The sequence below is a fragment of the Agreia sp. Leaf244 genome (assembly GCF_001422695.1).
Classification (GTDB): domain Bacteria; phylum Actinomycetota; class Actinomycetes; order Actinomycetales; family Microbacteriaceae; genus Agreia.
Genome location: NZ_LMLX01000003.1, coordinates 256,525 through 279,319 on the forward strand (window position 1 = coordinate 256,525; position 22,795 = coordinate 279,319).

Sequence of the window (22,795 nt, forward strand, 5' to 3'; positions counted from 1 at the left end):
GTGGTCCTTTAGATGAGGTACTGCGAGAGGCCGCGTTTGATGAATCTGCCGTCGCCCTTGGCGCCGAGATACTGGTTGTCGTCGACCACGACCTTTCCGCGCGAGAGCACGGTGTCGACGTGGCCGTCGATCTCATAGCCCTCGTACGCGGAGTAGTCGAGGTTCATGTGGTGCGTCTTCTCGTAGCCGATCGACGTGTGCCCGTTGGGGTCGTAGACGAGGATGTCGGCGTCGGCACCGGGCTGGATGACGCCCTTCTTGCCGTACATGCCGAACATGCGCGCCGGCGTGGTCGACGTGATCTCGACCCAGCGTTCGAGCGAGATGTGGCCGTTGACGACGCCCTGGTAGAGCAGGTCCATGCGGTGCTCGACCGAGCCGATTCCGTTGGGGATCTTGGTGAAGTTGCCGATGCCGAGCTCCTTCTGGCCCTTCATGCAGAAGGGGCAGTGGTCGGTCGAGACCATCTGGATGTCGTTGGTGCGCAGCGCCTGCCACAGCTGGTCCTGGTGGTGCTCGTGCTTGGAGCGCAGCGGGGTGGAGCACACCCATTTGGCACCCTCGAAGCCCTCGGCTCCCAGGTTGTCTTCGAGCGACAGGTAGAGGTACTGCGGGCAGGTCTCGCCGTAGACGTTCTGGCCGTTGTCGCGGGCCGTGGCGATCTGGCCCACGGCCTGCTTCGCCGAGACGTGCACCACATAGAGCGGCGCGCCCGTGAGGTTGGCGAGCATGATCGCGCGGTGCGTGGCCTCCTCCTCCATCTGCCAAGGGCGCGAGACGCCGTGGTAGTAGGGCTCGGTGTAGCCGTCTTTTACGAGCTGCTGAGCGAACACGTCGATGGCCGACCCGTTCTCGGCGTGCATCATCGTCATGAGGCCGGTGGCCGCCGACTTCTGCATCGCTTGAAGGATCTGCCCGTCGTTGCTCAGGAACACGCCCGGGTAGGCCATGAAGAGCTTGAAGCTCGACACGCCCTCGTCGAGCAGGCCGTCCATCGCCCGCAACGACTCCTCGTTGACGTCTCCGATGATCTGGTGGAATCCGTAGTCGATGGCGCAGTTGCCGGCCGCCTTCTCATGCCACGCCGCCAGGCCATCCTGAACCCGTTCGCCATACGACTGGATGGCGAAGTCGACGATCGTCGTCGTGCCTCCCCAGGCCGCCGCCCGGGTTCCGGTCTCGAACGTGTCGGATGCCTCGGTGCCGCCGAACGGCATCTGCATGTGCGTGTGCGCGTCGATTCCGCCCGGGATCACGTACTTGCCGGTGGCGTCGATGACCGTGTCGACGGCGGAGGTGAGGTCGGTGCCGAGCAGCACCGAACCGGGTTCGAGCACGGCGGCGATCGTCTCGCCGTCGATGAGAACGTCTGCTCGGGCGCGACCGGTCGATGAGACGACCGTTCCCCCGGTGATCAGCGTCGTTGCCATGATGTCCCCTTTCCTTACGGTGCGACCGTCGCCAGGTAGGAGTCCGGGCGGCGATCGCGGTAGAACTGCCAGGAGTTGCGCACCTCGCGCAGCACCTCGAGGTCGAGGTCGCGCACGACGATCTCCTCAGTGTCGGTCGACGCGACGTCTCCGACGAAGTTGCCACGCGGGTCGACGAAGTACGAGCTGCCGTAGAAGGTCACGGCGTCGTCGCCGAACTCCTCGGTCTCGGTGCCGATGCGGTTGTTCGCGCCGATGTAGTACTGGTTCGCCGCCGCGGCGGCGGGCTGTTCGAGCTCCCACAGGCGGTTCGACAGGCCGGGCTTCGTGGCCGACGGGTTGAACACGATCTGCGCGCCGTTGAGGCCGAGCTCACGCCATCCCTCGGGGAAGTGGCGGTCGTAGCAGATGTACACGCCGACCTTGCCGACGGCCGTGTCGAAGACCGGGTAGCCGAGGTTGCCGGGGCGGAAGTAGAACTTCTCCCAGAACTGCTGCAGGTTCGGGATGTGGTGCTTGCGGTACTTGCCGAGCACGGTTCCGTCGGCGTCGACGACGACGGCCGTGTTGTAGAGAACGCCCGGCTGCTCCTCCTCGTAGATCGGCAGCACGATGACCATCGAGAGCTCCTTGGCGAGCGCCTGGAACCGCTGCACCGTCGGGCCGTCTGCGGCCTCGGCGTAGTCGTAGTACTTCGCATCCTGGGTGATGCCGAAGTAGGGCCCGTAGAACAGCTCCTGAAAGCAGATGACCTGCACGCCCTGGGCCGCCGCGTCGCGCACGAACTGCTCGTGCTTGGCGATCATCGATTCTTTGTCACCCGTCCATGTCGCCTGGGTGAGTGCTGCACGTACTACCGTCATTGCATCGTCCTCTCGCTGAAGCGTTCGAGCCGGGCGGAGCAGGGCTCCGTGCCAGCCGTGAGGAGGCGACGCAGCCACTGTGTGCTCAGGTCCCGTTTTGTTATTGTCGGGGTTGAACATTTCTCTTAGATTTCAGATTGTGACGTCGGCGTAAATAAGTCAAGAGTTCAGTCCATCGAGAAAGGACGGCCGCAGTGCTCGAGACCATCATCGATGCCGTCGAGGCGAAGACGCCCGAGGGAATCGCCTCCGCAATCTCGCGGCTCATCCGCGGGGGTGCGCTCCGCTCCGGAGAGCGGCTGCCGACAGTGCGCGATGTCGCCGCCGCCCTCGGGGTGAGCCCGGCCACGGTGAGCAACGCGTGGCAGGCCCTGTCGAAGGTGGGGCTCATCAACTCACGGGGCCGAGCCGGCAGCTACGTGCTCGAGGCGTCGACCGCCTGGATGCCGCCCCACTTCGGCGAGCTCGCGGGTTCGCACGTCGTCGCCCGACTCGACCTCTCCACCGGCACGCCCGACCCGCTCCTACTACCCGACCTCGCCCTCGCGCTCGGCCACGTTCCGACCCGTGCAGACACGGCGAGCTACCTCGACATGCGCGTGCTGCCCGACCTCGAGAGGCAGCTGCGCGCATCCTGGCCCTTCGTGCCGGCGAGCCTCACGATTCTCGACGGGGCACTGGATGCGATCAGCCGGTCCCTCGAGGCGATCGTGCGGTACGGCGACAGGGTCGTCGTCGAGGACCCCGGATTCCCGGCGTTTCTCGACCTGCTCGAGCAGCTCGGCGTGGAGGCGATCCCCGTGGCCATCGATTCGCAGGGCATGAGACCCGAGTTGCTGTCGGCCGCACTCGACCTGAATCCCGCGGCCATCATCATCCAGCCCCGGGCGCAGAACCCCACGGGGGTGTCGCTCACGGCCGAGCGTGCGCGCGAACTGGCGCGGGTCATCCGCTCGAAGTCTCACATCTGCGACCCGGTGATCATCGAGGACGACCACTCGGGCGAGATCACGACCGGGCCGGCGTTCAGCCTCGGAGAGTGGTTTCCGCACCGCACGCTGCACGTGCGCAGCTTCGCGAAGTCACACGGGCCCGACCTGCGCATCGGTGCCCTGGGCGGGCCGACCGCCATCATCGACCGGGTCATCGCGAAGCGCATCGTGGGCCCGGGCTGGACCTCGCGCATGCTGCAGACGATCCTCTACCAGCTGCTCACCGCGTCTCCCAGCGTCACCCAGATCTCCGAGGCGAGGCGGGTCTACCACGCGAGACAGCGCGCGCTCTCCGAGGCGCTCGTGCGAAATGGCGCCGACCACTCCCCCTCCGACGGCATCAACACCTGGCTGCGGGTCCGCGACGAAAAAGCCGCGATCCTGTCGCTGGCCGCATCGGGAATCAAGGTCGCCGCGGGCAGCTCGTTCTACGCGGTACCTCTCGCGGGCGAGCAGTTCATCCGCATCACGGCCGGCCGTGTGCGCGACGACTTCGACCAGATCGGCGCCCTTCTCGCCGCGGCGGCGCTCGCCGAGTAGCGCGCCGCAGGGCTCATCGGCTCGATGCGATGGCGACCTCGAGCGAGTCGAGCATCTCCGGCACGAGCGGATGCCGACCGCTCTCGTGGGCGGAGAGAAGGGCGACGGCATCGGCCGAGCGGCGCTCGGTGAACCACGACGCGATGCTGACTCCGTGATCGGGGCTCTCGATCACGCGCACCTCGTCGCCCGCCGCGACCTCGCCCGGGGTCACGACCCGGAGGTAGGCGCCGGGTCGGCCTTCCGCGGCGAAGCGCCTCACCCAGCCCCGCTCCCCCATGCGTCGGCCGAACGTGGCGCAGGGGGTTCGGGGGCAGGTCACTTCGAGAACGACCTCGGCCCCGAGCATCCATCGCTCGCCGATGACCGCGCCCGACACGTCGACCCCGCGGGTGCGCAGGTTCTCGCCGAACAGGCCGGCACCGATCTCGCGCCCCAGAATGCCGGACCAGTGCTCGGCATCCTCCGACGCGTAGGCGTAGACCGCCTTCGCGAGGCCTCCGTGATGCTTGCGGTCGGCCTGCACATCTGCGTAGAGGCCGTACTCGCCGATCCTCACGGGGCCCTCGACGGGCCTCTTGTCGATGGCGGTCGTGCCCACGGAGCCGCTGTCAGGTCGGAGCGCGTGAACACGGCACAGGGACTCGATCGAAGGCATGCCGACGATTATCCCACCGGGCGGGTCGGCACCTCGTCGATGAGGTGGGTGCCGCCATCGGGGATAAACTCGGCTCGTGAAGATCGCCGTACTCGCGGGAGGTGTCGGCGGGGCCAAGTTCCTGCGGGGACTCCGCCACCACCTGTCCATCGTCCACCCCGACGGCGAAGGCGGGCACACCGACGAGGTGAGCGCGATCGTCAACACCGGAGACGACGTGTGGCTCACCGGCCTCAAGGTGTGTCCCGACCTCGACTCGATCATGTACTCGCTCGCGGGCGCGAACGACGAGGTGCGCGGCTGGGGTCGGGCCGGCGAGTCCGAGAGGGTGAGCGCCGAACTCACCGCGTTCGGCGTGGGCTGGCCGTGGTTCACCCTCGGCGACCTCGACCTTGGAACGCACATCGCTCGATCGCACTTTCTGCGCGACGGTCTGACACTGACCGAGGCGACCCGTCGCATCCAGTCGCGTTGGCCGTCGATCGGCGTGCGCCTGCTGCCCGTGACGGATGCCGACGTGCCGACCTTCGTGTCGGTCACCGACGAGGGCGTCGATACCGAGATCCACTTCGAGGAGTGGTGGGTGAAGCACCGCGCCAACCTGCCCACGAGGGGCTTCGTGCAGCGCGGCATCGAGAACGCGAGCGTCACGCCCGAGGCGCGCGCCGCCATCCTCGACGCCGACGTCGTGCTGATCGCGCCGTCGAACCCGGTCGTCTCCATCGGAACGACCATCGACATCCCCGGCGTTCGCGAGGCCCTGGCCGAGACCGCAGCACCCGTCGTCGGCGTCTCCCCCATCATCGACGGCTCCGCCGTGCGTGGCATGGCCGCTGCCTGCCTCACGGCGATCGGCGTCGGCGTCACCGCCGAGGCTGTCGGCCTGCACTACGGCGCCAGGGCGAACGGCGGAATCCTCGACGCGTGGCTCGTCGACTCGACGGATGCGGGGGCTGTTCCCGCCCTGCACGGCGCGGGAATCCGCTCCAGGCCGGTGCCGCTCTGGATGCACGACGACGAGCTCAGCGGAGTGCTCGCCGCCGCGGCCCTGAAGACGGCGAGGGAACTCGGGGTCTAGGACAGACCGACCGCACGCTCTGCTGCGCGAGAGTGCTTATTCCGCGCCCGGCCTCTTGAACGCCGAGTGGTCGATCGCGCGTTGACGCTGCCTGAACCTCGGAGGGTCGAACGACAGAGGGGCTTCCCGCAACGCACTCTCTGCGGAGGACGCGGGGCCCGGGGCCTCCATGGTCACGGTCGTCGCTGATGGCTCCACGAGCGGGGCCTCCTCGGCCAACGAAGCGGCGCGCCTGGCGACGACGAGCATCGCCGCGCGAAAAGCCAGCGCTGCGACGATGGCGACCAGACCCGCGGTGACGGCGGCGGGCGCGACCGTATAGATCAACTGAGTGGCGACAAAGCCCGCACTATTGGGGCCTCCTCCCCCGAGACGACCTATCGCCCACGCAGAAGACGCGATGCCACCGACGATGAGCACGGCACCCAGAACCCAAAGCGCGATCTCGAAGGGGTTCACGCGGCTGTGGTGATTCATGCACTCACTCTCCCATGTCCGGGCCGCACCGCAAGCCATGCCCTGAGGGCGAGGGCGACGACGATCGCGATGAGCCCGGCGATCATCACCGACGGCGCGAGCACGAGGACCGTCTGGGTCAGAACGAAGTCGTACCGCTCGGTGCAGTTGCCCGCGTCGTCGCAGTAGTAGCCGCCGTTCGCCAGGGAGACCGCACTGTTGGCCCACTGGGTGCTCCACACCGCCGCTGCGACGGCGACCGCGCCGAAGATCCACAGGGCCACCTCGAACGGATTGACCCGCCGTGCGGAGACGCGATCATCGGGGTCCATGCCTCACACCCTCTCATCCGCCCGGCCTCCGCGGAAGCCATTGCGCTACTGCCCGAGCACAGCCCGGGCACGTGGGCCCAGCCCGAGTGAGCGTGCCGTCGCCAGGTCGTCGGCGGTGTCGATGTCGAGGCGCATCCGGTCGCCTCGGGCGAGCTCGAGCTCGACGTGCCCGGCCTCGCGATGCCGTCGGGCGGAGCCGAGTCCGAAGCGGGGAACGAGGTCGCGCGGAGAGAGGGCCGACAGCATGGTCGTTCCGGTTCCGTCTTTGTCGGTGAGCATGCCGAGAGGATGCGCGTTCGCGAGCTCGAGGGCCGCCGTCACGTCTCGGGGCCTGATCGCGGCGAGGTCGCTCATCAGGGCGGCGACGGGATGCCCCGGGTTCAGTTCCATGGCGGCGCGGACCCCCCGGGTGAAGGCGGCATTCAGGCCCGTGCCGGGATCACGTCGAACGAGGGCTCCCAGCGACTCGAACCGCTCGGAGACCTCGGCGCTCGTGACCACGATCACCCGGATGACCGGCAGGGCGGTACGCACGGCGTCGACGGCGTCGAGCGCGAGCGCCACCGCGAACTCGGCGCGGAGCGCCTCAGGGATCTCGGACTCGGCGAGGCCGCCGAGGAGTCTGCTCTTCGAGCCGGATGTGCCCTTGACGGGCATCACGACGACCCAGTCGCCCATGGCGCTCATCGCGTTCTCCGGCGCAGGCGCACGCGCGATGGCCGAGCCGATGCGCGGTGGCCGCGTCGCGCATCCGCGAGCCCGCGACTGTAGCCCTCTGTGAACCCCTGTGCGTGGGCCTCGTCGGAGCCGAGCCGGAACATGTCGTTCGCCGGATCGCGCACCAGGGCGCGGGCCGGGGTGTCGAGCGTCTCGACGACCAGCCGCTCGAGGCCACGCACGAGCGCCACCGGCATGCCGGTGGCCTTGCCCTTCACGAGGTCTGTCGCCGACGCGAGCTCGTCGCCCGTGGCCGCTTGTGTGACCGAGAGGGTCTGCCCGAACGTGTCGGTGCTGCCGCGCAGGTCGTCGATGACCAGCACTCCGGCCGCACCGATGGCCGCGTCGATCTGGCCCTCCCGCCATGCCCGACCGAGGGTGTCAGAGACCAGAACGCCCACACGCGCACCGGATGCCCGACGCACGGCCGCGCACAGGGCCCGGGCCGAGGCATCCGGGTCTTCGGGAAGCAGCAGGATCGTGCCGTCGGGCGTGTTGCTCGCGTCGACGCCGGCTGCGGCCTGCACGAGTCCCTGCCGGTTCTCGACGATGCGGGTGACACCACCGGGATGCGGGCGCGACGCGACGAGCCGCACGGTCTCGCGGGTGATCGCGTCTTCGCGATCGGCCGCAGCGATCACGCGACCCTCGGCCTTGGACACGATCTTCGATGTGACGACGAGGATGTCGCCGTCTTCGAGAGTCAGCTCCTGTGCTCGCAGCGACGACGCGATGAGCTGGGCGAGGTCGTCTCCCGGTGAGACCTCGGGGATGCCCTCGATGCCGATGATCCGGATCTCGGCGGCGTGGCGCCGAGACACTAGCGGTGCAGCTTCGGCAGCACGTCGCGGCCGAAGACCTCGATCCACTCCTTCTGGTTTCGGCCGACGTTGTGCAGGTACACGCGGTCGAAGCCGAGGTCGATGAAGCTCTGGATGTAGGCGCGGTGCACATCGGGGTCGCTCGAGATGACCAGACGGCCCTCGAAGTCTTCGGGGCGAACGAGCTTGGCCATCTGCTCGAGCTCGAACGGCGAGCGTATGTCGCCCTTCGGGAACTTCATTCCGCCGTTGGGCCACTCGGTCATGGCGTTGACCAGCGCGATCTCGTCGGTCTCGGCCCACGACATGTGCAGCTGCAGAACACGCGGCATCGTCGACGGGTCTTTACCTGCCTCGCGCGCACCTTCCTCGAACTTGGCGAAGAGGCCCTCGATCTTGGCGAGCGGCGCACCCACGGTGATGAGCCCGTCGACGTGGCGACCGGCCCTCTTCGCGGTGACCGGACCGGCCGTGGCGACGAGGATCTCGGGCGCGACCGGCGGCATCGTCCACAGACGGGTGGACTCGAGCTTGTAGAACTGGCCGGAGTGCTTCACGTCTTTGCCCGCGATCGACGCGGTGAAGAGCTTGTTGATGATCTCGATGGCCTCGAACATGCGGTTGATGCGCTCGGGGGCCTCGGGCCAGTAGCCGCCCACGATGTGCTCGTTGAGGGCCTCGCCCGAGCCGAGTCCGAGCCAGTGCCGACCCGGGTACATGGCGCCGAGGGTCGCGGATGCCTGGGCCACCATCGCGGGGTGCCAGCGGAACGTCGGGGCCGTGACTCCGGGGCCGAAGTCGCCCGTGGTGCGCTCGCCGAGGGCGGCGAGGACCTCCCAGACGAAAGCGCTCTGGCCCTGCTGCGGAACCCACGGTTGGAAGTGGTCGGCCGCCATCACACCCGTGAAGCCGTGCTGTTCGGCGAGCGCCGACAGGGCGACGGCCTCGGTGGGGTGGAACTGCTCGAGCATGGCGGCATAGCCGATGGAGAGATCAGACATGTCTCCATCTTCCCACTCGCGTGTGAAGAACAGGTTTCGACGGTGCCTTATTGGGTGTTCAAGAAGTCAGCCACGACGGTGGGCACGTACGGCGCCACGTCTCCGCCGAGCGACGACACCTGCCGCACGAGCGAACTCGACACGTGCGCGTGAGCCGGGTCTGGCAGCAGGAACACGGTCTCGACGCCGGCGAGGTTGCGGTTCACGATCGCCATGGGCGTCTCGTAGGCCACGTCGACCTGCGAACGGATTCCCTTGACGAGGGCACGCGCGCCCACGTCGGTGCAGTAGTCGACGAGCAGCCCGACGCTCCACGAGTTGACGACGATGTTGCGGGGCAGGCCCTCATCGAGGATGGCCTGCTCGATGAGGCGCACGCGCTGCGAGATGGGCAGGAGCGCCGTCTTCGCAGGGTTGTGCACGACCAGCACATGCACCTCGTCGAAGAGGCCGGCGGCGCGGGAGATGACATCGAGATGTCCGAGGGTGACGGGGTCGAACGACCCGGGGACGACGGCGACGCTGCTCATTGTTCGACCCTATCGTTCGATCACTGTGCCGTCAGTGACCTGCCACTGACGATTGAGCCGAACGGTCTCGAGCATGCGCCGGTCGTGAGTGACGAGCAGCAGCGTTCCCTCGTACGACTCGATGGCCTGCTCGAGCTGCTCGATCGCCACGAGATCGAGGTGGTTCGTGGGCTCGTCGAGCACGAGCAGGTTGACGCCGGTCGCCTGCAGCAGGGCGAGGCCGGCGCGGGTACGCTCCCCCGGCGAGAGCTCGTCGACGGGGCGCGAGACATGGTCGGCCTTCAGGCCGAACTTCGCCAGCAGCGTGCGCACCTCGGCGACAGGCCAGTCGGGCACCTGCGCCTCGAAGCTCGATGCCAGGGTGGCGTCGCCGGCGAGAACGGCCCGCGCCTGGTCGATCTCGCCGATCGCCACGCTCGCTCCGAGGCTCGCCATACCCTCGCTCGGTTGAGTGCGCCCGAGCAGCAGCCTCAGCAGAGTGGACTTGCCGGCGCCGTTCGGTCCGGTGATTCCGATCCTGTCGCCGGCGTCGACCTGCAGCGACACGGGCCCGAGTGTGAAGTCGCCCTGCTGCACGACGGCGCCGGACAGCGTGGAGACGACGGAGCTCGACCGCGGAGCAGAGCCGATCGTGAACTGCAGCTGCCACTCCTTGCGTGGCTCCTCCACCTCGTCGAGGCGGGCGATCCGGCTCTCCATCTGACGCACCTTCTGCGCCTGCTTCTCGCTCGACTCGACCGAGGCCTTGCGCCGGATCTTGTCGTTGTCGGGCGATTTCTTCATGGCGTTGCGCACGCCCTGGCTCGACCACTCGCGCTGGGTGCGGGCCCGCCCCACCAGGTCGGCCTTCTTCTCGGCGAACTCGTCGTACTCCTCACGGGCGTGCCGCTTCGCGGTCTCGCGCTCCTCGAGGAACGAGTCGTAGCCGCCTCCGTAGACGCGGTTCGTTCCCTGGGCCAAGTCGAGTTCGACGACCCGGGTGACGCTCGACGCGAGGAATGCCCGATCGTGACTCACCAGAACGACGCCGCCGCGCAGCCCTCGAATGAAGCCTTCGAGCCGCTCGAGCCCGTCGAGGTCGAGGTCGTTGGTGGGCTCGTCGAGTAACACGATGTCGAACCGCGAGAGCAGCAGCGCCGCGAGCCCGACGCGGGCAGCCTGTCCGCCCGACAGCGAGGTCATCAGCGCGTCGGAGGAGAGCGAGAGCCCGAGGTCGGCCAGAACCAAAGGAAGGCGGTCGTCGAGATCTGCGGCCCCGCTGGCGAGCCAGCGTTCCAGCGCCGCCGAATACACGTCGGCCGGATCGGGTGCGCCCGGTGCGACGCCCGCGGTATCTCCGAGCGCCTCGGCCGCCGCATCCATCTCTTGTGTCGCCACCGTGGTGCCGGTGCGCCGGCCGACGTACTCGGCCACCGTTTCGCCTGCGACCCGCTCGTGCTCCTGCGGCAGCCATCCGACGAACGCGTCGCCGGGCGCGAGGGTGACCGTGCCCTCGAGGGGTGCGTCGATGCCGGCGAGGATGCGCAGCAGGGTGGATTTGCCGGCCCCGTTGGCGCCCACGACGCCGACGATGTCGCCCGGAGCGACAGTGAGGTCGAGGGAAGAGAAGAGTGTGCGGTGGGCGTGGCCGCCGGCCAGGCCCTTGGCCACGAGTGTTGCGGTCATGACTCCATCGTCTCAGGAGTGCAGGCCGCGGGCGAGTTGGCCGGTCGCTGCGTGGTGCCCCCTCGCAACGGAATCGGTCTCATACCCCGTTAGTTGCATGACGTCCGATCGTGTTGCAGATAGGGCACCCTTCCGGGCATTTATCTTCGGTCGGGGTAAACGCGCATCCCAACGACGACGCGGACGCGGCATCCTGACCGACGGGGAGGTGCCCGGTGGCCGACTTTCGTGCACCGCCGTATGGCTCTCAACTTGCCCGTTTCCGCTGACCACAAGTTGGTCGCACTTCTGTGCGTGGGGCGGGCCACCAGAACCCAACGGGCTCCGAGACGCGCGGAGTTCGACGGGCCATTATGCTTCACGCATGGTTGCCAAATTGACGACACTTGGTTGGAGCCCGCTGCCAGGTGCGGTGCCCGAAACGGTCGAAACAGACACGGTCTACGTGATTCCAACCCGGAGCGCGGTGCCGGTAGGGAATGTCCTTGACGGGGAGCTGCGGTACACGGAGCAGGTTCGCTACCTCCCGAAGGCTGCTCGCGCTGCCGGCATCCCGGTCGAGTTCTCGATGGCCGAGGGGACCCGGAAGTACCTATCCGAGTACAGCATCGACCCTGAGACGTGGGCCCTGGGACTCGCGTGCCTCACGATGGCCAACGACTGGCTGATCGTAGTGGTGTCGCTATTCATAAGCGAGCGGGCCAAAGCGCAAGGCTGGACCGTCGAGGAGGCAGCGAAGCTTCCGCTGAAGCTGAAGGTGGCCGAGACAGAGACCGAGCTGAACTACGAGATCGAGGGTGAAGGAGCGGATGTGCTAGCCGCTCTACGCGAACTGAACACGTCCGCGAAAACACGGCAGCCGGGCGGCGGCCAAGAGCTTGGCTGACCGAAGCCTACGATTCAAGGCGCTGATCTTAGAGTGGGGACCCGTCCCACCCTCGGGCGGACCGGAGCGCCTGCGTTACCTCGCGCATCATGGACAGGAGTCACTAAGGGAGTTCGAAACCGAGTTCGAACGCGTGACAGCGGCCTTCGACGAGAACGCCTTGCTGATGCCGGTGATCGACTTCAAGCTGGTCCAAGCGGACGAAGGCGTGCGGCGCGCGATTCAGGTAAAAAAGCGCGACGAATGGGCGGAGTTCTTGCCGTCAGTCGACGCGGCGCTATTGGAGAAGGTGGAACCGCACGTCCGGAAGGCGGTTGCGTCGGCAACCGCGGCCCTTAATTTCCTTGAGGATCACGAGCTTCGAGAAGACGCCCATGTCGCGATCCACCAAGCGTCGTTTGTTCAGCGGGGGCTTCTTGGCTGCCCGATCGTCGTGCGCGATGACGAGTACTGGACGGCGTGCCCGGTGAACGTGTCGCACATTCGAATGGGGACCTCGGTCGGGATGGTCGCAGAGTTCGCTTGCTCCATCTGCGGGCGGATGGTCGAGGACTGCGATCACGTGATGGGGGAGCCCTATCGCCAGGTGGCCAAGCACCTCGACGGGCACTGCTCCATCTGCGAAGCACCTGAGTGCGAGCATGTCGTTGGTAGTTCCTATTTGGTAGTGGCGCAGGCACGGACCGTGAACGCGGTCATGCACGAGACCTCGTTTGTCGCCCGCCCCCGCTACCCGCAGGCGCGCATCACCGAACTAACACAGGACTATGGCGATGAGGGGGACGATCCTCGCTTCCGCGCTCTCGCCGACCGAGGCGCGCTTCACTGTGACGTCGACCTCGGACCGTGCGACGGCTTGAACGAAATGGCGATGGACCAATTCACGTCGTAAGTGCTACGACATACCGATCGATTGCGCAGGTCCCGCGACATGAAACGTGAAGACCGCGCGAGATTCGGAGCCGACGGCGACCAGTCCGACGCGCGACGCCCGTCGACCGGATAGAGTCCGTTCGATGATCGACTAACGGGCACGGACTGTCTGCCTGATTCAGACTGCCTCGCACCAAAACTGAAGCATTGCCCCGCCGTGGTAGACGTAGTGCAACCCGGTGAAACCGTGCCCGCCGACGAACTTGTGTCGCAACCCGCCCCCATCGCCATACTGATACAGCGCACTGAAGAGAGGCGCTCCATCCGCCCCGGCGACGTTGACATGTACTACATGCCCGTCCGGCGCATCGCCGACAAACGAGACCGACAGGTTCATCGCCGCATCAGCGTCGGATGCACCGGCCAGCCCAGGCCGTCGATCCGCTCCACCTCGACTCGGTCTCTCACCCATCCCTCTGTCGACGTGACGTCAGGCCTGTATTGGGTCGTGCAGGTGATAAATGGCGGCAGGTCGCTCGTCGACAACGGCGAAATCCGATCGGCCTGTCTCTGTTCCCGCACCTCGTCGTCCATCTGATAAACCTATGCCGCGTCCCCTCAATCCACCCGGAGTCTTGGTGATGGACCAGATGCCCCTGCTCACAACGAACGGCGGCCGATCTCGCCTAACCACTTACCTTGAAGGAGCTTGTCGGGGCAGCGCAGCTGGCCGTGTCCGCGCACGTGGAGTAGTCCCAATTGTCGATGCCCGCGTATGCCTTGCCCTTGGGGAAGTCTGCGGAACGGGTGAGGGACACTTCGAACGAGCCGTCGAGACTCTCTCGGTCGCACGGACCGTGACCAAGGGCTTACCCTCGCCGGCGCTCCCCCGCTCCCACCTGCCAGCCATCCGCAGGGACGGCGACGTCGCAGACGTCCTCCGACATGAGCGTGATTGACCCGGCGGGTGTCGCCGTGATCCGCGAGACCGTCATCCGGGGGACGCAGGAATCACTCGCGCCCACCGGTTCACCGCCACCGCTTCCTGATGCACAACCACAGACGAGCATGGCCGTCATGACCGTCGTACCGATAGCGAGATGGGGTCGTGTGCGCAAAGAACACAGACTAGCGATGCCCTCCGAACTCGGGATGGCGATCTAGAGCGCAGAGCGGGCGGCGCCCGTAAGACCGGTCGCCCATCGGGGCTCCTCAGTTTCATTCATGAGGCCAGGCCCGCGTCCCTCCGATAGAGCGGAAAAGGGCCCTCACGGTGCCCCATTCTGATCTGTGTCGATGATCCCTTCATGTCGAGTCGGCATGATTCGGATCATGCCGGACTACCTGGAAGCGGCACGGCGAAAGCATTTTCGGAGTGTTGTCCGCATGCAGCCGAGGTAGACCGCCAGACTCATCCCATGAGTCGCGCCCCCATATACGACGATCGCGACCGGACGGACTTCAGCCCACAGCGCAACGGCGAGACCTCATTTGCATTCTTCAACCGCGCGGGTGGCTCGCTGTGGAGACACAGCCGCGCGCTTCATCAAGAGTGGGCCGACCGCCTCAGCGACCGGGAGTACGCAGACATGCGAGCAGCTTTACGCTCGGACAACGCGCAGGCGCGGAGCGCATTCTTGGAGCTGTACTTGCACGAATGCCTGATCCGGGGAGGCTTCGAGGTCACCGTCCACCCCGAGCTTCCGCGTTCGACACGTCACCCGGACTTCCTCGCAAAGCGAGCCGGTACACACACCTACATTGAAGCAATCGCTCCCGGGACGTCGAAGTCAGAGCGATCCAGGGCTGCCCGGATGAATGATCTGCTGGCAGCACTAGATCAGGTCGGTGATGACAACTTCTTCTTAATGACGACCTCCGTCGTGCAGGCCAAGAACAGCGCGCCCGCTGCAAGCTTTAGGCAGGGTATCCGAGGTTGGCTCGACGGACTCGACCCTGACACGGTCGATGCGGAGGACTTGCCCGCCCGCACCTTCGAACAAGACGGCTGGAGCGTGACAGTCAAAGCAATGCCGATCCGCAAAGACAGGCGTGGCAAAGCCAGGCGCTCCATCGGAATCTACGCCCACTCCGAGGCTGAGTTCATCGACGATGGGGCGAAGCTCGTCAGTGCCCTCGAGTCCAAGGCGCGCAGGTACGGCGACCTCGATGCACCATTCGTGATCGCGGTCGGCACCAATTCATTCGATGACGACGAAGATGTGTTCAACGCCCTCTACGGCTCAGTGTCGTGGATGCTAGACGGACTCGGCCCAGGTGAGGAGATCACGACGCACGGCGTCCGCAATCCTGACGGCTACTTCGGATCACCGCGAGCTTGGAAGAATCGCCGGGTGTCGGCGGTCTTGATCGTCGATCAACTGCAACTCCACGACCCGACCCGTGCCGCCGTAGCGCTATGGCTCCACCCCGACCCGCTATACCCACTGTCGAGCATTCCAATGTTCCCCGGAGTTATTCGCGAGTGGAACGGCCAGAACACCGATAAGAGCCAAGCGCTCGAAGCTCGGTCACTGCTCGGGTTGGCAGACGAGTGGCCTCAAGGTCACCGCTGGCAAGCCGACTGACTCACGAGCTTCGCGGATCTCACGCTCGATCGACGGCGAAACCTCCACCGTGCAGTGCCCGTGACTGTGATCTGATACCAAGATCATCGCCGGCACACACTCAGCTCTTGACGAGGAACTCCGCCTCGACCTCGCGCAGCCGCCTGTCGAGCGCCTCGCGAATCGCCGGGTGCTGCACGAAGCCGGGGTCGTCGTCGATGATGAGCGACGCGGCCATGCGTGCGTCGAGGATGAGGTCGCCGTCGCTCGTGACGCGAAGCAGCCGCAGGCTCGATCGGCCGCCCGACTGGGCGCGGCCCAGCACGTTGCCCTCGCGGCGCAGTTCGAGGTCGACCTGCGCGAGCTCGAATCCGTCGAGCGTGGATGCGACGGCGTCGACCCGCTGTCGGGCAACACTTTCGAGCTCCGCGTTCGTGACGAGCAGGCACAGCCCCGGCACTCCCCCGCGCCCGACGCGACCCCGCAGCTGATGCAGTTGCGAGACGCCGAACCGTTCGGCATCCATCACGACCATGGTCGACGCGTTCGGCACGTCGACACCGACCTCGATCACCGTTGTGGCGACGATGATGTCGAGCGCGCCGTCGGCGAATGCGCGCATCACGGCCTCTTTCTCGTCGCTCGGCATGCGCCCGTGCAGCGACGCCACCCGCGCGCCCGCGAGCGCCGGGCTGGCCTTGACCAGGGCGGTGATCGCCTCCACGGATGCGACGGGTCGGCTCGGGCCCGCGGCCTCGGCCGCGTCGTCGACGGGCTCTTCGCCCGCCGGGTCTTCGGTGGCGGTCGCGTCGATGGCGGGGCAGACGACGAACGCCTGCCGGCCGAGCGCGAGCTCCTCGGCCATCCTGGTCCAGATGCGCGCGCTCCAGGTGGGCTTCTCGGCGAGCGGCACCACGAAGGTCTCGATGCCTTGGCGCCCGGCCGGGAGTTCGGCGATGGTCGACACGTCGAGGTCGCCGAAGACCGTCATCGCGACTGTGCGAGGAATCGGCGTGGCCGTGAGCACGAGCACGTGAGGAGGGGTGGCGCCCTTGCGGCGCAGGTCGTCGCGCTGGTCGACGCCGAAGCGGTGCTGTTCGTCGACGACCACCAGCCCGAGGTCGTAGAACGTGACCTTGTCGCCGAGCAGCGCGTGCGTGCCCACGACGATGCGCGCCTGCCCCGAGACCATGCGCAGCAGCGCCTTGCGGCGGTCGGCCGTGGGCATCTGACCCGTGTGCAGCGTGGGGACGAGCTCGGCGGCGAGGTCGGGGCCGAGCGAGCGCACGATCGAGCGCAGGTGCTGCGAGGCGAGCACCTCGGTGGGGGCGAGCAGCGCGGACTGCCCTCCGGAGTCGGCCGTGGCCAGCATGGCCCGCAGCGCGACGATGGTCTTTCCCGAGCCGACCTCGCCCTGAACGAGGCGGTTCATGGGTTCGTGCCGCGCCATGTCGTCGGCGATCTCGCGGCCCACCAGCTGCTGGTCGCCCGTGAGGGTGAAGGCCAGCTGCTTGTCGAACCTCTCGAGGTAGCCGCCGGGTTTGGGCACCCGCGGAATGGCCTCGTGCTGGTGGGCGAGGCGGCGCTGTTCGAGCAGCGCGGCCTGCAGCACGAACGCCTCGTGAAAGCGCAGGGCGTCGCGCGCCCGCTGCCAGTCGCCGGTCTTGGTGGGACGATGCACCAGTTCGAGCGCCTGCCTGTAGGAGAGGAGGCCCCGCTCATGGGCCACGTCGGCCGGCACCGGGTCGGGGATGTCGCCGAGGCCGTCGAGGATGAGCTCGACCGTCTTCGCGATCTGCCAGCTCGCGATGGCGGAGCTCGCGGGATAGATGGGAATCGGCTGCTCGAGCCATTTCGATGTGGCAGCCGCACCGTCTTTGAGCTGGATGTCGTCGAACATCTCGTAGTCGGGGTGCGCGAGCTGCAGTGCGCCCCGGTAGTCGGACACCTTGCCGGTGAAGATGCCGCGAGCGCCGACGGGCAGCTGGGCCTCGCGCCACGCCTGGTTGAAGAAGGTGAGGGTGAGGAACCCCTGGCCGTCGGAGATGCTGACCTCGAGGATCGACCCGTTGCGCGACTTCATGGTGCGCTTCTTGACGGTGCGCACCTCGGCCACGATCGTGACGTTCTCGCCGAGGGGCAGCTGGTCGAGCGCCGTGAGCTCGCCGCGCTTGACGTAGCGCCGGGGGTAGTGGCTGAGCAGATCACCCACGGTGACGATGCCCAGCGACTTGGCCAGGGGCGTCGCCGTCTTGCCGCCGAGGCTGCCAGAGGTGAGCTTGGCGTCGAGGATGCTGTCGCCGGGTGGCGAGACAGGGGCCGACGCGGTCATACGGCGATTCTAAGTGCGCCCGCCGACACGGATAGCATGCAGGCATGACGCGCATCATCTCCGGTTACGCAGGTTCCCGGCGCATTTCGGTGCCCAAGACGGGCACACGGCCGACGAGCGATCGAGTGCGCGAGGCGGTGTTCTCGGCCCTCGAGGCGCGCGACGTCCTGCCCGGATCGACGGTGCTCGACCTGTATGCCGGATCGGGCGCGCTCGGGCTCGAGGCCGCGAGCCGCGGCGCCGCGACGGTCGTGCTCGTGGAGAAGAATCCGGCGGCGGCGAAGGTGTGTCGGGAGAACGCGCGGCTGCTGCAGCAGGGCGCTCCGAAACCGGCTCCCCGCATCGACGTGCAGGCGAGCTCGGTGTCGAGCTACCTCGGCGCTTCTCCGGATCGCGGCATCGTCGACATCGTCTTCATCGACCCGCCCTATGAGCTGAGCGACGACGAGCTCGCGCAGAATCTCGAGGCGCTGGTCGGCCAGTTGTCACCCGACGCCGTCGTGGTCGTGGAGCGCAGTGCCCGCTCTCCGCAGCCCGTACTGCCGCCGGCACTCGAACTCGACCGCCGCAAGGACTACGGCGAGACGACCCTGTGGTGGATCTCCCTCGCCTGAGTTCGGGGCTAACTGAGGACACACCTCGACACCCCCAACGCTGCACCCGCGCCATCGCTGGGCACACGGTTACTGCGTGGCGCCTCTGTCCTCAGTTGGCGTTGCACGTTTCGGCCTCGACGCACGAACTCCGCTTTGACGTCCTCCGTCACCATTCCGTTCTCTGCAAACGCGGCGAGCGTCGGGACGACGCCGCGACGAGCATTACTGTATGGGCTCCCATCGACTGGCCGATCACGGTGATCGGCCCATACGATTCGAGCTCGATCAGCGCAACATCGTCTGCCACGAACGCGGCACGCGATGTGTCCGCCGGCGCAGGGCTCCGCGTCGTTATCGACTCGTCGCAGAGGCACCGTCCGGCGGGCGCTTAGGTGCTTTTGAGGCGACTCGAGCCACCGGAAGGTGCTTATGCGGCGAGTCGATCACGGGCACGGGAGAACAGGTCAGCCGGCGGCGCCGTCCCAGTCGGCGTAGGGGTCCCATCCGCCCGGGCGCTCGTAGGCCGCGCCTCCCACGGTCACGGAGTGCGCACCGCGAGCCCTCACCGCTCCGATCACGCGGAACCCCTCCGGCGCCCCGCCCGCGGGGAACGTGGCCAGCAGCGCGTGGTCTTCTCCCCCGGCGAGTACGAAGTCCGCGGCGCGACGCCCGACGACCGGGTCGATCGCGACGAGCGCGGCCGCCTCCCCGTCGATGGCGTCGGCATGCAGCTCGATCGTCACGCCGCTCGCATCTGCGATGCGTGACGCGTCGAGCACGAGCCCGTCCGAGACATCCAGCATCGCGGTCGCACCGGCTTCGGATGCGACGACACCCAGCCCGATCGGCGAGCGAGGCGCGACCTGTTCGCGCACCAAAGCCGGATGCTCGTGCCGCACCGCGCGGGCCCGTCGCGCATCGGGTTCCCGCCCGCCCTCGGCATCCGAGTCGGTGGAGCCGTCTCTGTACAGGAGCCAGACGCCGGCACCGGCCAGCCCCAGCGACCCGGCGACGGCGAGGTCGTCGCCCACCAATGCGCCGGAGCGCAGCACGGGGTTGCGCTGCTGCAAGTCTCCGATCGCGGTCACCGCGATGGTCAGCGCGGCCGATGTCGACAGGTCGCCGCCGACGACTCCGCAGCCCGGGGCGAGCTCGGCGCACGCATCGCGCATTCCGTCGGCGAACAGCTCGAGCGTGGCGACGGGGGTCTCCTGCGGAGCCGCGAGCGCCACGAGCAGCGCGGTCGGCACGGCTCCCATCGCCGCGACGTCGGCGAGGTTGGAGACCGCGGCCTTCCAGCCGAGCTCGTAGGGCGTCGACCAGGCCAGGCGGAAGTCGGGACCCTGCACCATCATGTCGGTGGTGAGAACGGTGCGCCCGTCGGATGCGGCCACGACGGCGGCATCGTCACCCGGGCCGAGCAGCTCGGCCCGCGCACGGGGCAGGCGACGCACGATCCGGCGCAGCGTCTCGCGCTCTCCGAGCCCGGCAACGGTCTCTCCGTGCTCCGACAGGGGATGCGGGCGCGAGGGCTGCTCAGCGAAGGGCTGCTCGAAGGTTTCTGTCACCGTTGAACGGTAGCCTGTGGGGGATGTCTCGACCACCTCTTTCACGCCGGCTCGCCACCCGCACAGCAGCTGTTCTCGCAGCCGGCCTCATGATCGTCGGCCTCAGCGCCTGCGCCCAGACCGTGTCGCTCGAGCCCGCCGAGTCCGCGGCCGACCCGGCCTGCGCCGACATCATCGTGAGCCTGCCGCTCGTGCTGCCGAGCGACGCCGACAATCAAGACATACGGCAGACCGATGCCCAGGCGACGGCCGCGTGGGGCTCGCCCGCGAGCATCCTGCTGCGCTGCGGCATTGCGCCTCAGGGGCCGACCACGGAGGAATGTCTCAACGTGAACGGCATCGATTGGGTGGTCGACGATTCGAAAGCGCCGAACTACCGGTTCGTCACCTACGGCCGGGTTCCCACCACCGAGGTGATCATCGACTACGACGTCGTCTCGGGCACGTCGACCCTCGTCGACCTCGGGCCGGCGATCTCCAAGATCCCGCAGACGAACAAGTGCCTCGGGGCAGAGGACACGCTCGATATTCCGACCGACGCTCCGTCGGCCGGCTGACACACCTCAGACGCTGACACACCACAGACAAGAGCACCGCATGACCGTGATCGACAACGCCATCTACGTCGATGGTGTTCGCACCGACAACCCCAAGACTCTCGACGAGACCTTCGAGCTGCTCACCGAGCGCAACGGTTTCGCCTGGATCGACCTCGACCAGCCCGACTCGGCCGAGCTGCAGGCCGTAGCCGACGAATTCGAGCTGCATCCCCTTGCCGTCGAAGACGCCCTGAACGGGCACCAGCGCGCCAAACTCGAGCGCTACGGCTCTACCTGGTTCGTTGTGCTGAGGCCCGCCCACTACCGCGACGACGTCGAGAAGGTCGATTTCGGCGAGGTGCACCTCTTCGTCGGGACCAACTTCGTCGTCACCGTGCGCCGCACGAATCACTGCGACCTCACCGCCGTGCGCGCCCGCCTCGAGGCGTCACCGGAGCTGCTTTCGCGCGGGCCGCAGTCGGTGCTCTACGCGATCCTCGACCGCGTGGTCGACGACTACGCACCGGTGGCCTCCGGTGTGGAGAACGACGTCGATGAGATCGAAGACGAGCTCTTCGACGGCCGCACGGGCTCGCTCTCCCGTCGCATCTACGAACTCTCCCGTGAGGTGATGATGTTCCAGCGCGCGACGCATCCTCTCGTCGACCTGGTCGGCGATCTGAAACACGACGCCGAAGAGCACGAGATCGATATCGAACTGGCACGCGGATTCCGCGATGTGCTCGACCACACGCACCGCATCGTCGACCGGGTCGACTCCTATCGATCGCTCCTCGAGAACGCCTTGAGCACGCATCTCGCCCTCGTCGGCCAGCTGCAGAACGACCAGGTCAAGAAGATCTCGTCGTGGGCCGCCATCCTGTTCGCTCCCACGCTCGTCGGTACCATCTACGGCATGAATTTCGACAACATGCCCGAGCTGCACTGGGCGTTCGGCTACCCCCTCGCCGTCCTGGCGATGATCGTCATGGGCGGCATCCTCTATACGGTGTTCCGCGCCAAGCGCTGGCTCTGAGCTCTCCCTCGGGCGCTCCAAGCCGAAACGATATAGTGAAACGATTCCTTTGAACTCTGAAGGCTCCGCCCCCGTTGTGAGGACACCATGACCGACGCCGCTCCCCTGCAGGCCCCGTCCGACAGCGTTCTGACGCTGACCGCACCCGAGCCCATCGCGCCCGTCGCGGCAACCTCGGCTCCCGCCATGGCGCCCAAGGTCGATCCGGCCGCACTGCCCGGGCTCGACGCGAAGGTCGACACGTACCTCGACACGCTCGTCACCACAGACACCCGCTCTCCTGCCTTCGCCGCGAAGGCCAACGACGTGCGCACCATGGGAGACGTCGACATCCGCCGTGCGGCCGACTCGTCGAACAGACTCCTCGCCACGCCGGTGAAGGCCCTGCAGTCGGGCGGCCTGTCCGAGAGCTCCAAGATCGGCTCCACTCTTCTCGAGCTGCGTCGAACCGTCGAAGACCTCGACCCCAGCGAGCAGAGCGTCGAGCGCAAGATCCTCGGCTTCATCCCCTTCGGTCGCAAGATCGCCGACTACTTCCGCAAGTACGAGAGCGCCCAGTCGCACCTGAACGCCATCATCAAGGCGCTCTACGACGGTCAAGACGAACTGCGCAAAGACAACGCCGCGCTCAACCTCGAGAAGCAGCATCTGTGGGAGACCATGCAGCGGCTGAACGAGTACATCTACGTGGCCGAGCGCCTCGATGTGAAGCTGTCAGCCAAGATCGCCGAGTTCGACACGACCGACCCCGACAAGGCGAAGGCTCTGCGCGAAGACGTGCTCTTCTACGTACGCCAGAAGCACCAAGACCTGTTGACGCAGCTGGCCGTCTCGATCCAGGGCTACCTGGCCATCGACGTGATCATCAAGAACAACCTCGAGCTCATCAAGGGCGTCGACCGCGCGACCACCACCACTGTCTCGGCCCTCCGTACGGCCGTGATCGTGGCCCAGGCCCTGGCCAACCAGAAGCTCGTGCTCGACCAGATCACGGCGCTGAACACCACGACGTCGAACATGATCGAGTCCACCTCGAAGATGCTGGCCGACCAGTCCGCCTCCATCCAGTCGCAGGCGGCGTCCGCCACGGTCGGACTCCCCCAGCTGCAGGCCGCGTTCGCCAACATCTACGCGACCATGGATTCGATCTCCGAGTTCAAGGTGCAGGCGCTCGACAGCATGGCGCAGACCATCGGAGTTCTCGAGACAGAGACCGAGAAGGCCAAGCCCTACATCGAGCGCGCGCGCCGCAGCGAGACGACCGAGGTCGCGAGCACGCTCGACCTCGACAAGCGCTGAGTCGACGGGTCGAGCA

At 67.1% G+C, this 22,795-nt stretch carries 22 protein-coding genes; 9 read left to right on the forward strand and 13 right to left on the reverse strand.

The features are described 5' to 3' along the window. Positions 1-8: 8 nt before the first annotated feature. Positions 9-1,430: a dihydropyrimidinase gene (gene hydA / locus ASF06_RS11225; protein WP_055946938.1), complete on the reverse strand. Its 1,422-nt coding sequence runs from the start codon at positions 1,428-1,430 to the stop codon at positions 9-11. Positions 1,431-1,444: 14 nt separating this feature from the next. Beyond that, a complete protein-coding gene (locus ASF06_RS11230; RefSeq protein WP_055946941.1) occupies positions 1,445-2,293 on the reverse strand; it encodes a nitrilase-related carbon-nitrogen hydrolase in 849 nt (282 codons plus the stop codon). A gap of 194 nt (positions 2,294-2,487) precedes the next feature. Here ASF06_RS11230 and ASF06_RS11235 point away from each other — a divergent pair, with 194 nt between their 5' ends. Further along, the gene (locus ASF06_RS11235) at positions 2,488-3,825 is read left to right on the forward strand and encodes an aminotransferase class I/II-fold pyridoxal phosphate-dependent enzyme (protein WP_055946943.1); all 1,338 of its coding nucleotides are present in this window, start codon (positions 2,488-2,490) and stop codon (positions 3,823-3,825) included. Positions 3,826-3,838: 13 nt separating this feature from the next. Here the strand turns inward: ASF06_RS11235 and ASF06_RS11240 are convergent, their stop codons facing one another. Further along, positions 3,839-4,483 carry an MOSC domain-containing protein gene (locus tag ASF06_RS11240; RefSeq protein ID WP_055946946.1) on the reverse strand — a complete coding sequence of 215 codons (645 nt, stop codon included), beginning with the start codon at positions 4,481-4,483 and terminating at the stop codon, positions 3,839-3,841. A 76-nt stretch (positions 4,484-4,559) separates the two neighbouring features. On the opposite strand from ASF06_RS11240, the gene cofD reads away from it, so the two are divergent. Next, positions 4,560-5,561: a 2-phospho-L-lactate transferase gene (gene cofD / locus ASF06_RS11245; RefSeq protein ID WP_055946948.1), complete on the forward strand. Its 1,002-nt coding sequence runs from the start codon at positions 4,560-4,562 to the stop codon at positions 5,559-5,561. Positions 5,562-5,597: 36 nt separating this feature from the next. Here cofD and ASF06_RS11250 read toward each other — a convergent pair whose 3' ends face one another. Genes ASF06_RS11250 through ASF06_RS11280 form a run of 7 tightly spaced genes read right to left on the reverse strand, consistent with a single transcriptional unit; the run spans position 5,598 to position 11,083 of the window. After that, positions 5,598-6,038 carry a hypothetical protein gene (locus tag ASF06_RS11250; RefSeq protein ID WP_157439173.1) on the reverse strand — a complete coding sequence of 147 codons (441 nt, stop codon included), beginning with the start codon at positions 6,036-6,038 and terminating at the stop codon, positions 5,598-5,600. Further along, the gene (locus ASF06_RS11255) at positions 6,035-6,349 is read right to left on the reverse strand and encodes a hypothetical protein (RefSeq protein ID WP_055946952.1); all 315 of its coding nucleotides are present in this window, start codon (positions 6,347-6,349) and stop codon (positions 6,035-6,037) included. Before ASF06_RS11255 ends, ASF06_RS11250 begins: the two co-directional genes overlap by 4 nt. 45 nt (positions 6,350-6,394) lie before the next feature. After that, complete coding sequence (cofC, locus tag ASF06_RS11260) at positions 6,395-7,036, reverse strand: 2-phospho-L-lactate guanylyltransferase (RefSeq protein WP_082500882.1); 642 nt, start codon at positions 7,034-7,036, stop codon at positions 6,395-6,397. Continuing rightward, positions 7,033-7,887, reverse strand: a complete 855-nt coding sequence (locus tag ASF06_RS11265) for a coenzyme F420-0:L-glutamate ligase (protein WP_055946956.1) — start codon at positions 7,885-7,887, stop codon at positions 7,033-7,035. The genes cofC and ASF06_RS11265 overlap by 4 nt, the downstream gene beginning before the upstream one ends. Further along, a complete protein-coding gene (locus ASF06_RS11270) occupies positions 7,887-8,888 on the reverse strand; it encodes a TIGR03557 family F420-dependent LLM class oxidoreductase (RefSeq protein ID WP_044442178.1) in 1,002 nt (333 codons plus the stop codon). Before ASF06_RS11270 ends, ASF06_RS11265 begins: the two co-directional genes overlap by 1 nt. A gap of 47 nt (positions 8,889-8,935) precedes the next feature. Beyond that, positions 8,936-9,418: a pantetheine-phosphate adenylyltransferase gene (gene coaD / locus ASF06_RS11275; protein ID WP_055946957.1), complete on the reverse strand. Its 483-nt coding sequence runs from the start codon at positions 9,416-9,418 to the stop codon at positions 8,936-8,938. Between the two features lie 9 nt (positions 9,419-9,427). After that, entirely contained in the window at positions 9,428-11,083 is a 1,656-nt protein-coding gene (locus ASF06_RS11280) for an ABC-F family ATP-binding cassette domain-containing protein (RefSeq protein WP_055946959.1), read from the reverse strand. 364 nt (positions 11,084-11,447) lie between these two features. Between ASF06_RS11280 and ASF06_RS11285 the strand changes: the two genes are divergently transcribed. Both ASF06_RS11285 and ASF06_RS11290 read left to right on the forward strand, forming a co-directional pair. Continuing rightward, positions 11,448-11,969 carry a hypothetical protein gene (locus ASF06_RS11285; RefSeq protein WP_157439174.1) on the forward strand — a complete coding sequence of 174 codons (522 nt, stop codon included), beginning with the start codon at positions 11,448-11,450 and terminating at the stop codon, positions 11,967-11,969. 133 nt (positions 11,970-12,102) lie between these two features. Then, positions 12,103-12,861 (forward strand): hypothetical protein, encoded by a 759-nt coding sequence (locus tag ASF06_RS11290; RefSeq protein ID WP_055946962.1) that lies wholly within the window; start codon positions 12,103-12,105, stop codon positions 12,859-12,861. A 374-nt stretch (positions 12,862-13,235) separates the two neighbouring features. Here ASF06_RS11290 and ASF06_RS11300 read toward each other — a convergent pair whose 3' ends face one another. Beyond that, entirely contained in the window at positions 13,236-13,436 is a 201-nt protein-coding gene (locus ASF06_RS11300; protein ID WP_055946966.1) for a hypothetical protein, read from the reverse strand. 824 nt (positions 13,437-14,260) lie between these two features. Here ASF06_RS11300 and ASF06_RS11305 point away from each other — a divergent pair. After that, positions 14,261-15,430: a hypothetical protein gene (locus ASF06_RS11305; protein ID WP_055946968.1), complete on the forward strand. Its 1,170-nt coding sequence runs from the start codon at positions 14,261-14,263 to the stop codon at positions 15,428-15,430. Between the two features lie 100 nt (positions 15,431-15,530). Here the strand turns inward: ASF06_RS11305 and ASF06_RS11310 are convergent, their stop codons facing one another. Further along, positions 15,531-17,741 (reverse strand): ATP-dependent DNA helicase RecG, encoded by a 2,211-nt coding sequence (locus ASF06_RS11310; RefSeq protein ID WP_055946970.1) that lies wholly within the window; start codon positions 17,739-17,741, stop codon positions 15,531-15,533. 44 nt (positions 17,742-17,785) lie between these two features. Between ASF06_RS11310 and rsmD the strand changes: the two genes are divergently transcribed. Next, entirely contained in the window at positions 17,786-18,355 is a 570-nt protein-coding gene (gene rsmD, locus ASF06_RS11315; protein ID WP_055946973.1) for a 16S rRNA (guanine(966)-N(2))-methyltransferase RsmD, read from the forward strand. Between the two features lie 446 nt (positions 18,356-18,801). Here rsmD and ASF06_RS11320 read toward each other — a convergent pair whose 3' ends face one another. After that, the gene (locus ASF06_RS11320) at positions 18,802-19,851 is read right to left on the reverse strand and encodes a thiamine-phosphate kinase (protein WP_055947264.1); all 1,050 of its coding nucleotides are present in this window, start codon (positions 19,849-19,851) and stop codon (positions 18,802-18,804) included. A gap of 77 nt (positions 19,852-19,928) precedes the next feature. Here ASF06_RS11320 and ASF06_RS11325 point away from each other — a divergent pair, with 77 nt between their 5' ends. The 3 genes from ASF06_RS11325 (at position 19,929) to ASF06_RS11335 (ending at position 22,779) form a co-directional block, all read left to right on the forward strand. Next, positions 19,929-20,462: a DUF3515 family protein gene (locus tag ASF06_RS11325; protein ID WP_082500883.1), complete on the forward strand. Its 534-nt coding sequence runs from the start codon at positions 19,929-19,931 to the stop codon at positions 20,460-20,462. Positions 20,463-20,502: 40 nt separating this feature from the next. After that, the gene (gene corA, locus ASF06_RS11330; protein WP_055946979.1) at positions 20,503-21,480 is read left to right on the forward strand and encodes a magnesium/cobalt transporter CorA; all 978 of its coding nucleotides are present in this window, start codon (positions 20,503-20,505) and stop codon (positions 21,478-21,480) included. A gap of 87 nt (positions 21,481-21,567) precedes the next feature. Next, entirely contained in the window at positions 21,568-22,779 is a 1,212-nt protein-coding gene (locus ASF06_RS11335) for a toxic anion resistance protein (RefSeq protein ID WP_055946982.1), read from the forward strand. Positions 22,780-22,795: the final 16 nt, after the last annotated feature.

Excerpts from the sequence above, each read along its gene's own strand:
- hydA (WP_055946938.1), bottom strand. The coding sequence starts at position 1,430 with ATGGCAACGACGCTGATCACCGGGGGAACGGTCGTCTCATCGACCGGT.
- ASF06_RS11230 (WP_055946941.1), bottom strand. The coding sequence starts at position 2,293 with ATGACGGTAGTACGTGCAGCACTCACCCAGGCGACATGGACGGGTGAC.
- ASF06_RS11240 (WP_055946946.1), bottom strand. The coding sequence starts at position 4,483 with ATGCCTTCGATCGAGTCCCTGTGCCGTGTTCACGCGCTCCGACCTGAC.
- ASF06_RS11250 (WP_157439173.1), bottom strand. The coding sequence starts at position 6,038 with ATGAATCACCACAGCCGCGTGAACCCCTTCGAGATCGCGCTTTGGGTT.
- ASF06_RS11255 (WP_055946952.1), bottom strand. The coding sequence starts at position 6,349 with ATGGACCCCGATGATCGCGTCTCCGCACGGCGGGTCAATCCGTTCGAG.
- cofC (WP_082500882.1), bottom strand. The coding sequence starts at position 7,036 with ATGAGCGCCATGGGCGACTGGGTCGTCGTGATGCCCGTCAAGGGCACA.
- ASF06_RS11270 (WP_044442178.1), bottom strand. The coding sequence starts at position 8,888 with ATGTCTGATCTCTCCATCGGCTATGCCGCCATGCTCGAGCAGTTCCAC.
- coaD (WP_055946957.1), bottom strand. The coding sequence starts at position 9,418 with ATGAGCAGCGTCGCCGTCGTCCCCGGGTCGTTCGACCCCGTCACCCTC.
- ASF06_RS11280 (WP_055946959.1), bottom strand. The coding sequence starts at position 11,083 with ATGACCGCAACACTCGTGGCCAAGGGCCTGGCCGGCGGCCACGCCCAC.
- ASF06_RS11285 (WP_157439174.1), top strand. The coding sequence starts at position 11,448 with ATGGTTGCCAAATTGACGACACTTGGTTGGAGCCCGCTGCCAGGTGCG.
- ASF06_RS11300 (WP_055946966.1), bottom strand. The coding sequence starts at position 13,436 with ATGGACGACGAGGTGCGGGAACAGAGACAGGCCGATCGGATTTCGCCG.
- ASF06_RS11305 (WP_055946968.1), top strand. The coding sequence starts at position 14,261 with ATGAGTCGCGCCCCCATATACGACGATCGCGACCGGACGGACTTCAGC.
- ASF06_RS11310 (WP_055946970.1), bottom strand. The coding sequence starts at position 17,741 with ATGACCGCGTCGGCCCCTGTCTCGCCACCCGGCGACAGCATCCTCGAC.
- rsmD (WP_055946973.1), top strand. The coding sequence starts at position 17,786 with ATGACGCGCATCATCTCCGGTTACGCAGGTTCCCGGCGCATTTCGGTG.
- ASF06_RS11325 (WP_082500883.1), top strand. The coding sequence starts at position 19,929 with ATGTCTCGACCACCTCTTTCACGCCGGCTCGCCACCCGCACAGCAGCT.
- corA (WP_055946979.1), top strand. The coding sequence starts at position 20,503 with ATGACCGTGATCGACAACGCCATCTACGTCGATGGTGTTCGCACCGAC.
- ASF06_RS11335 (WP_055946982.1), top strand. The coding sequence starts at position 21,568 with ATGACCGACGCCGCTCCCCTGCAGGCCCCGTCCGACAGCGTTCTGACG.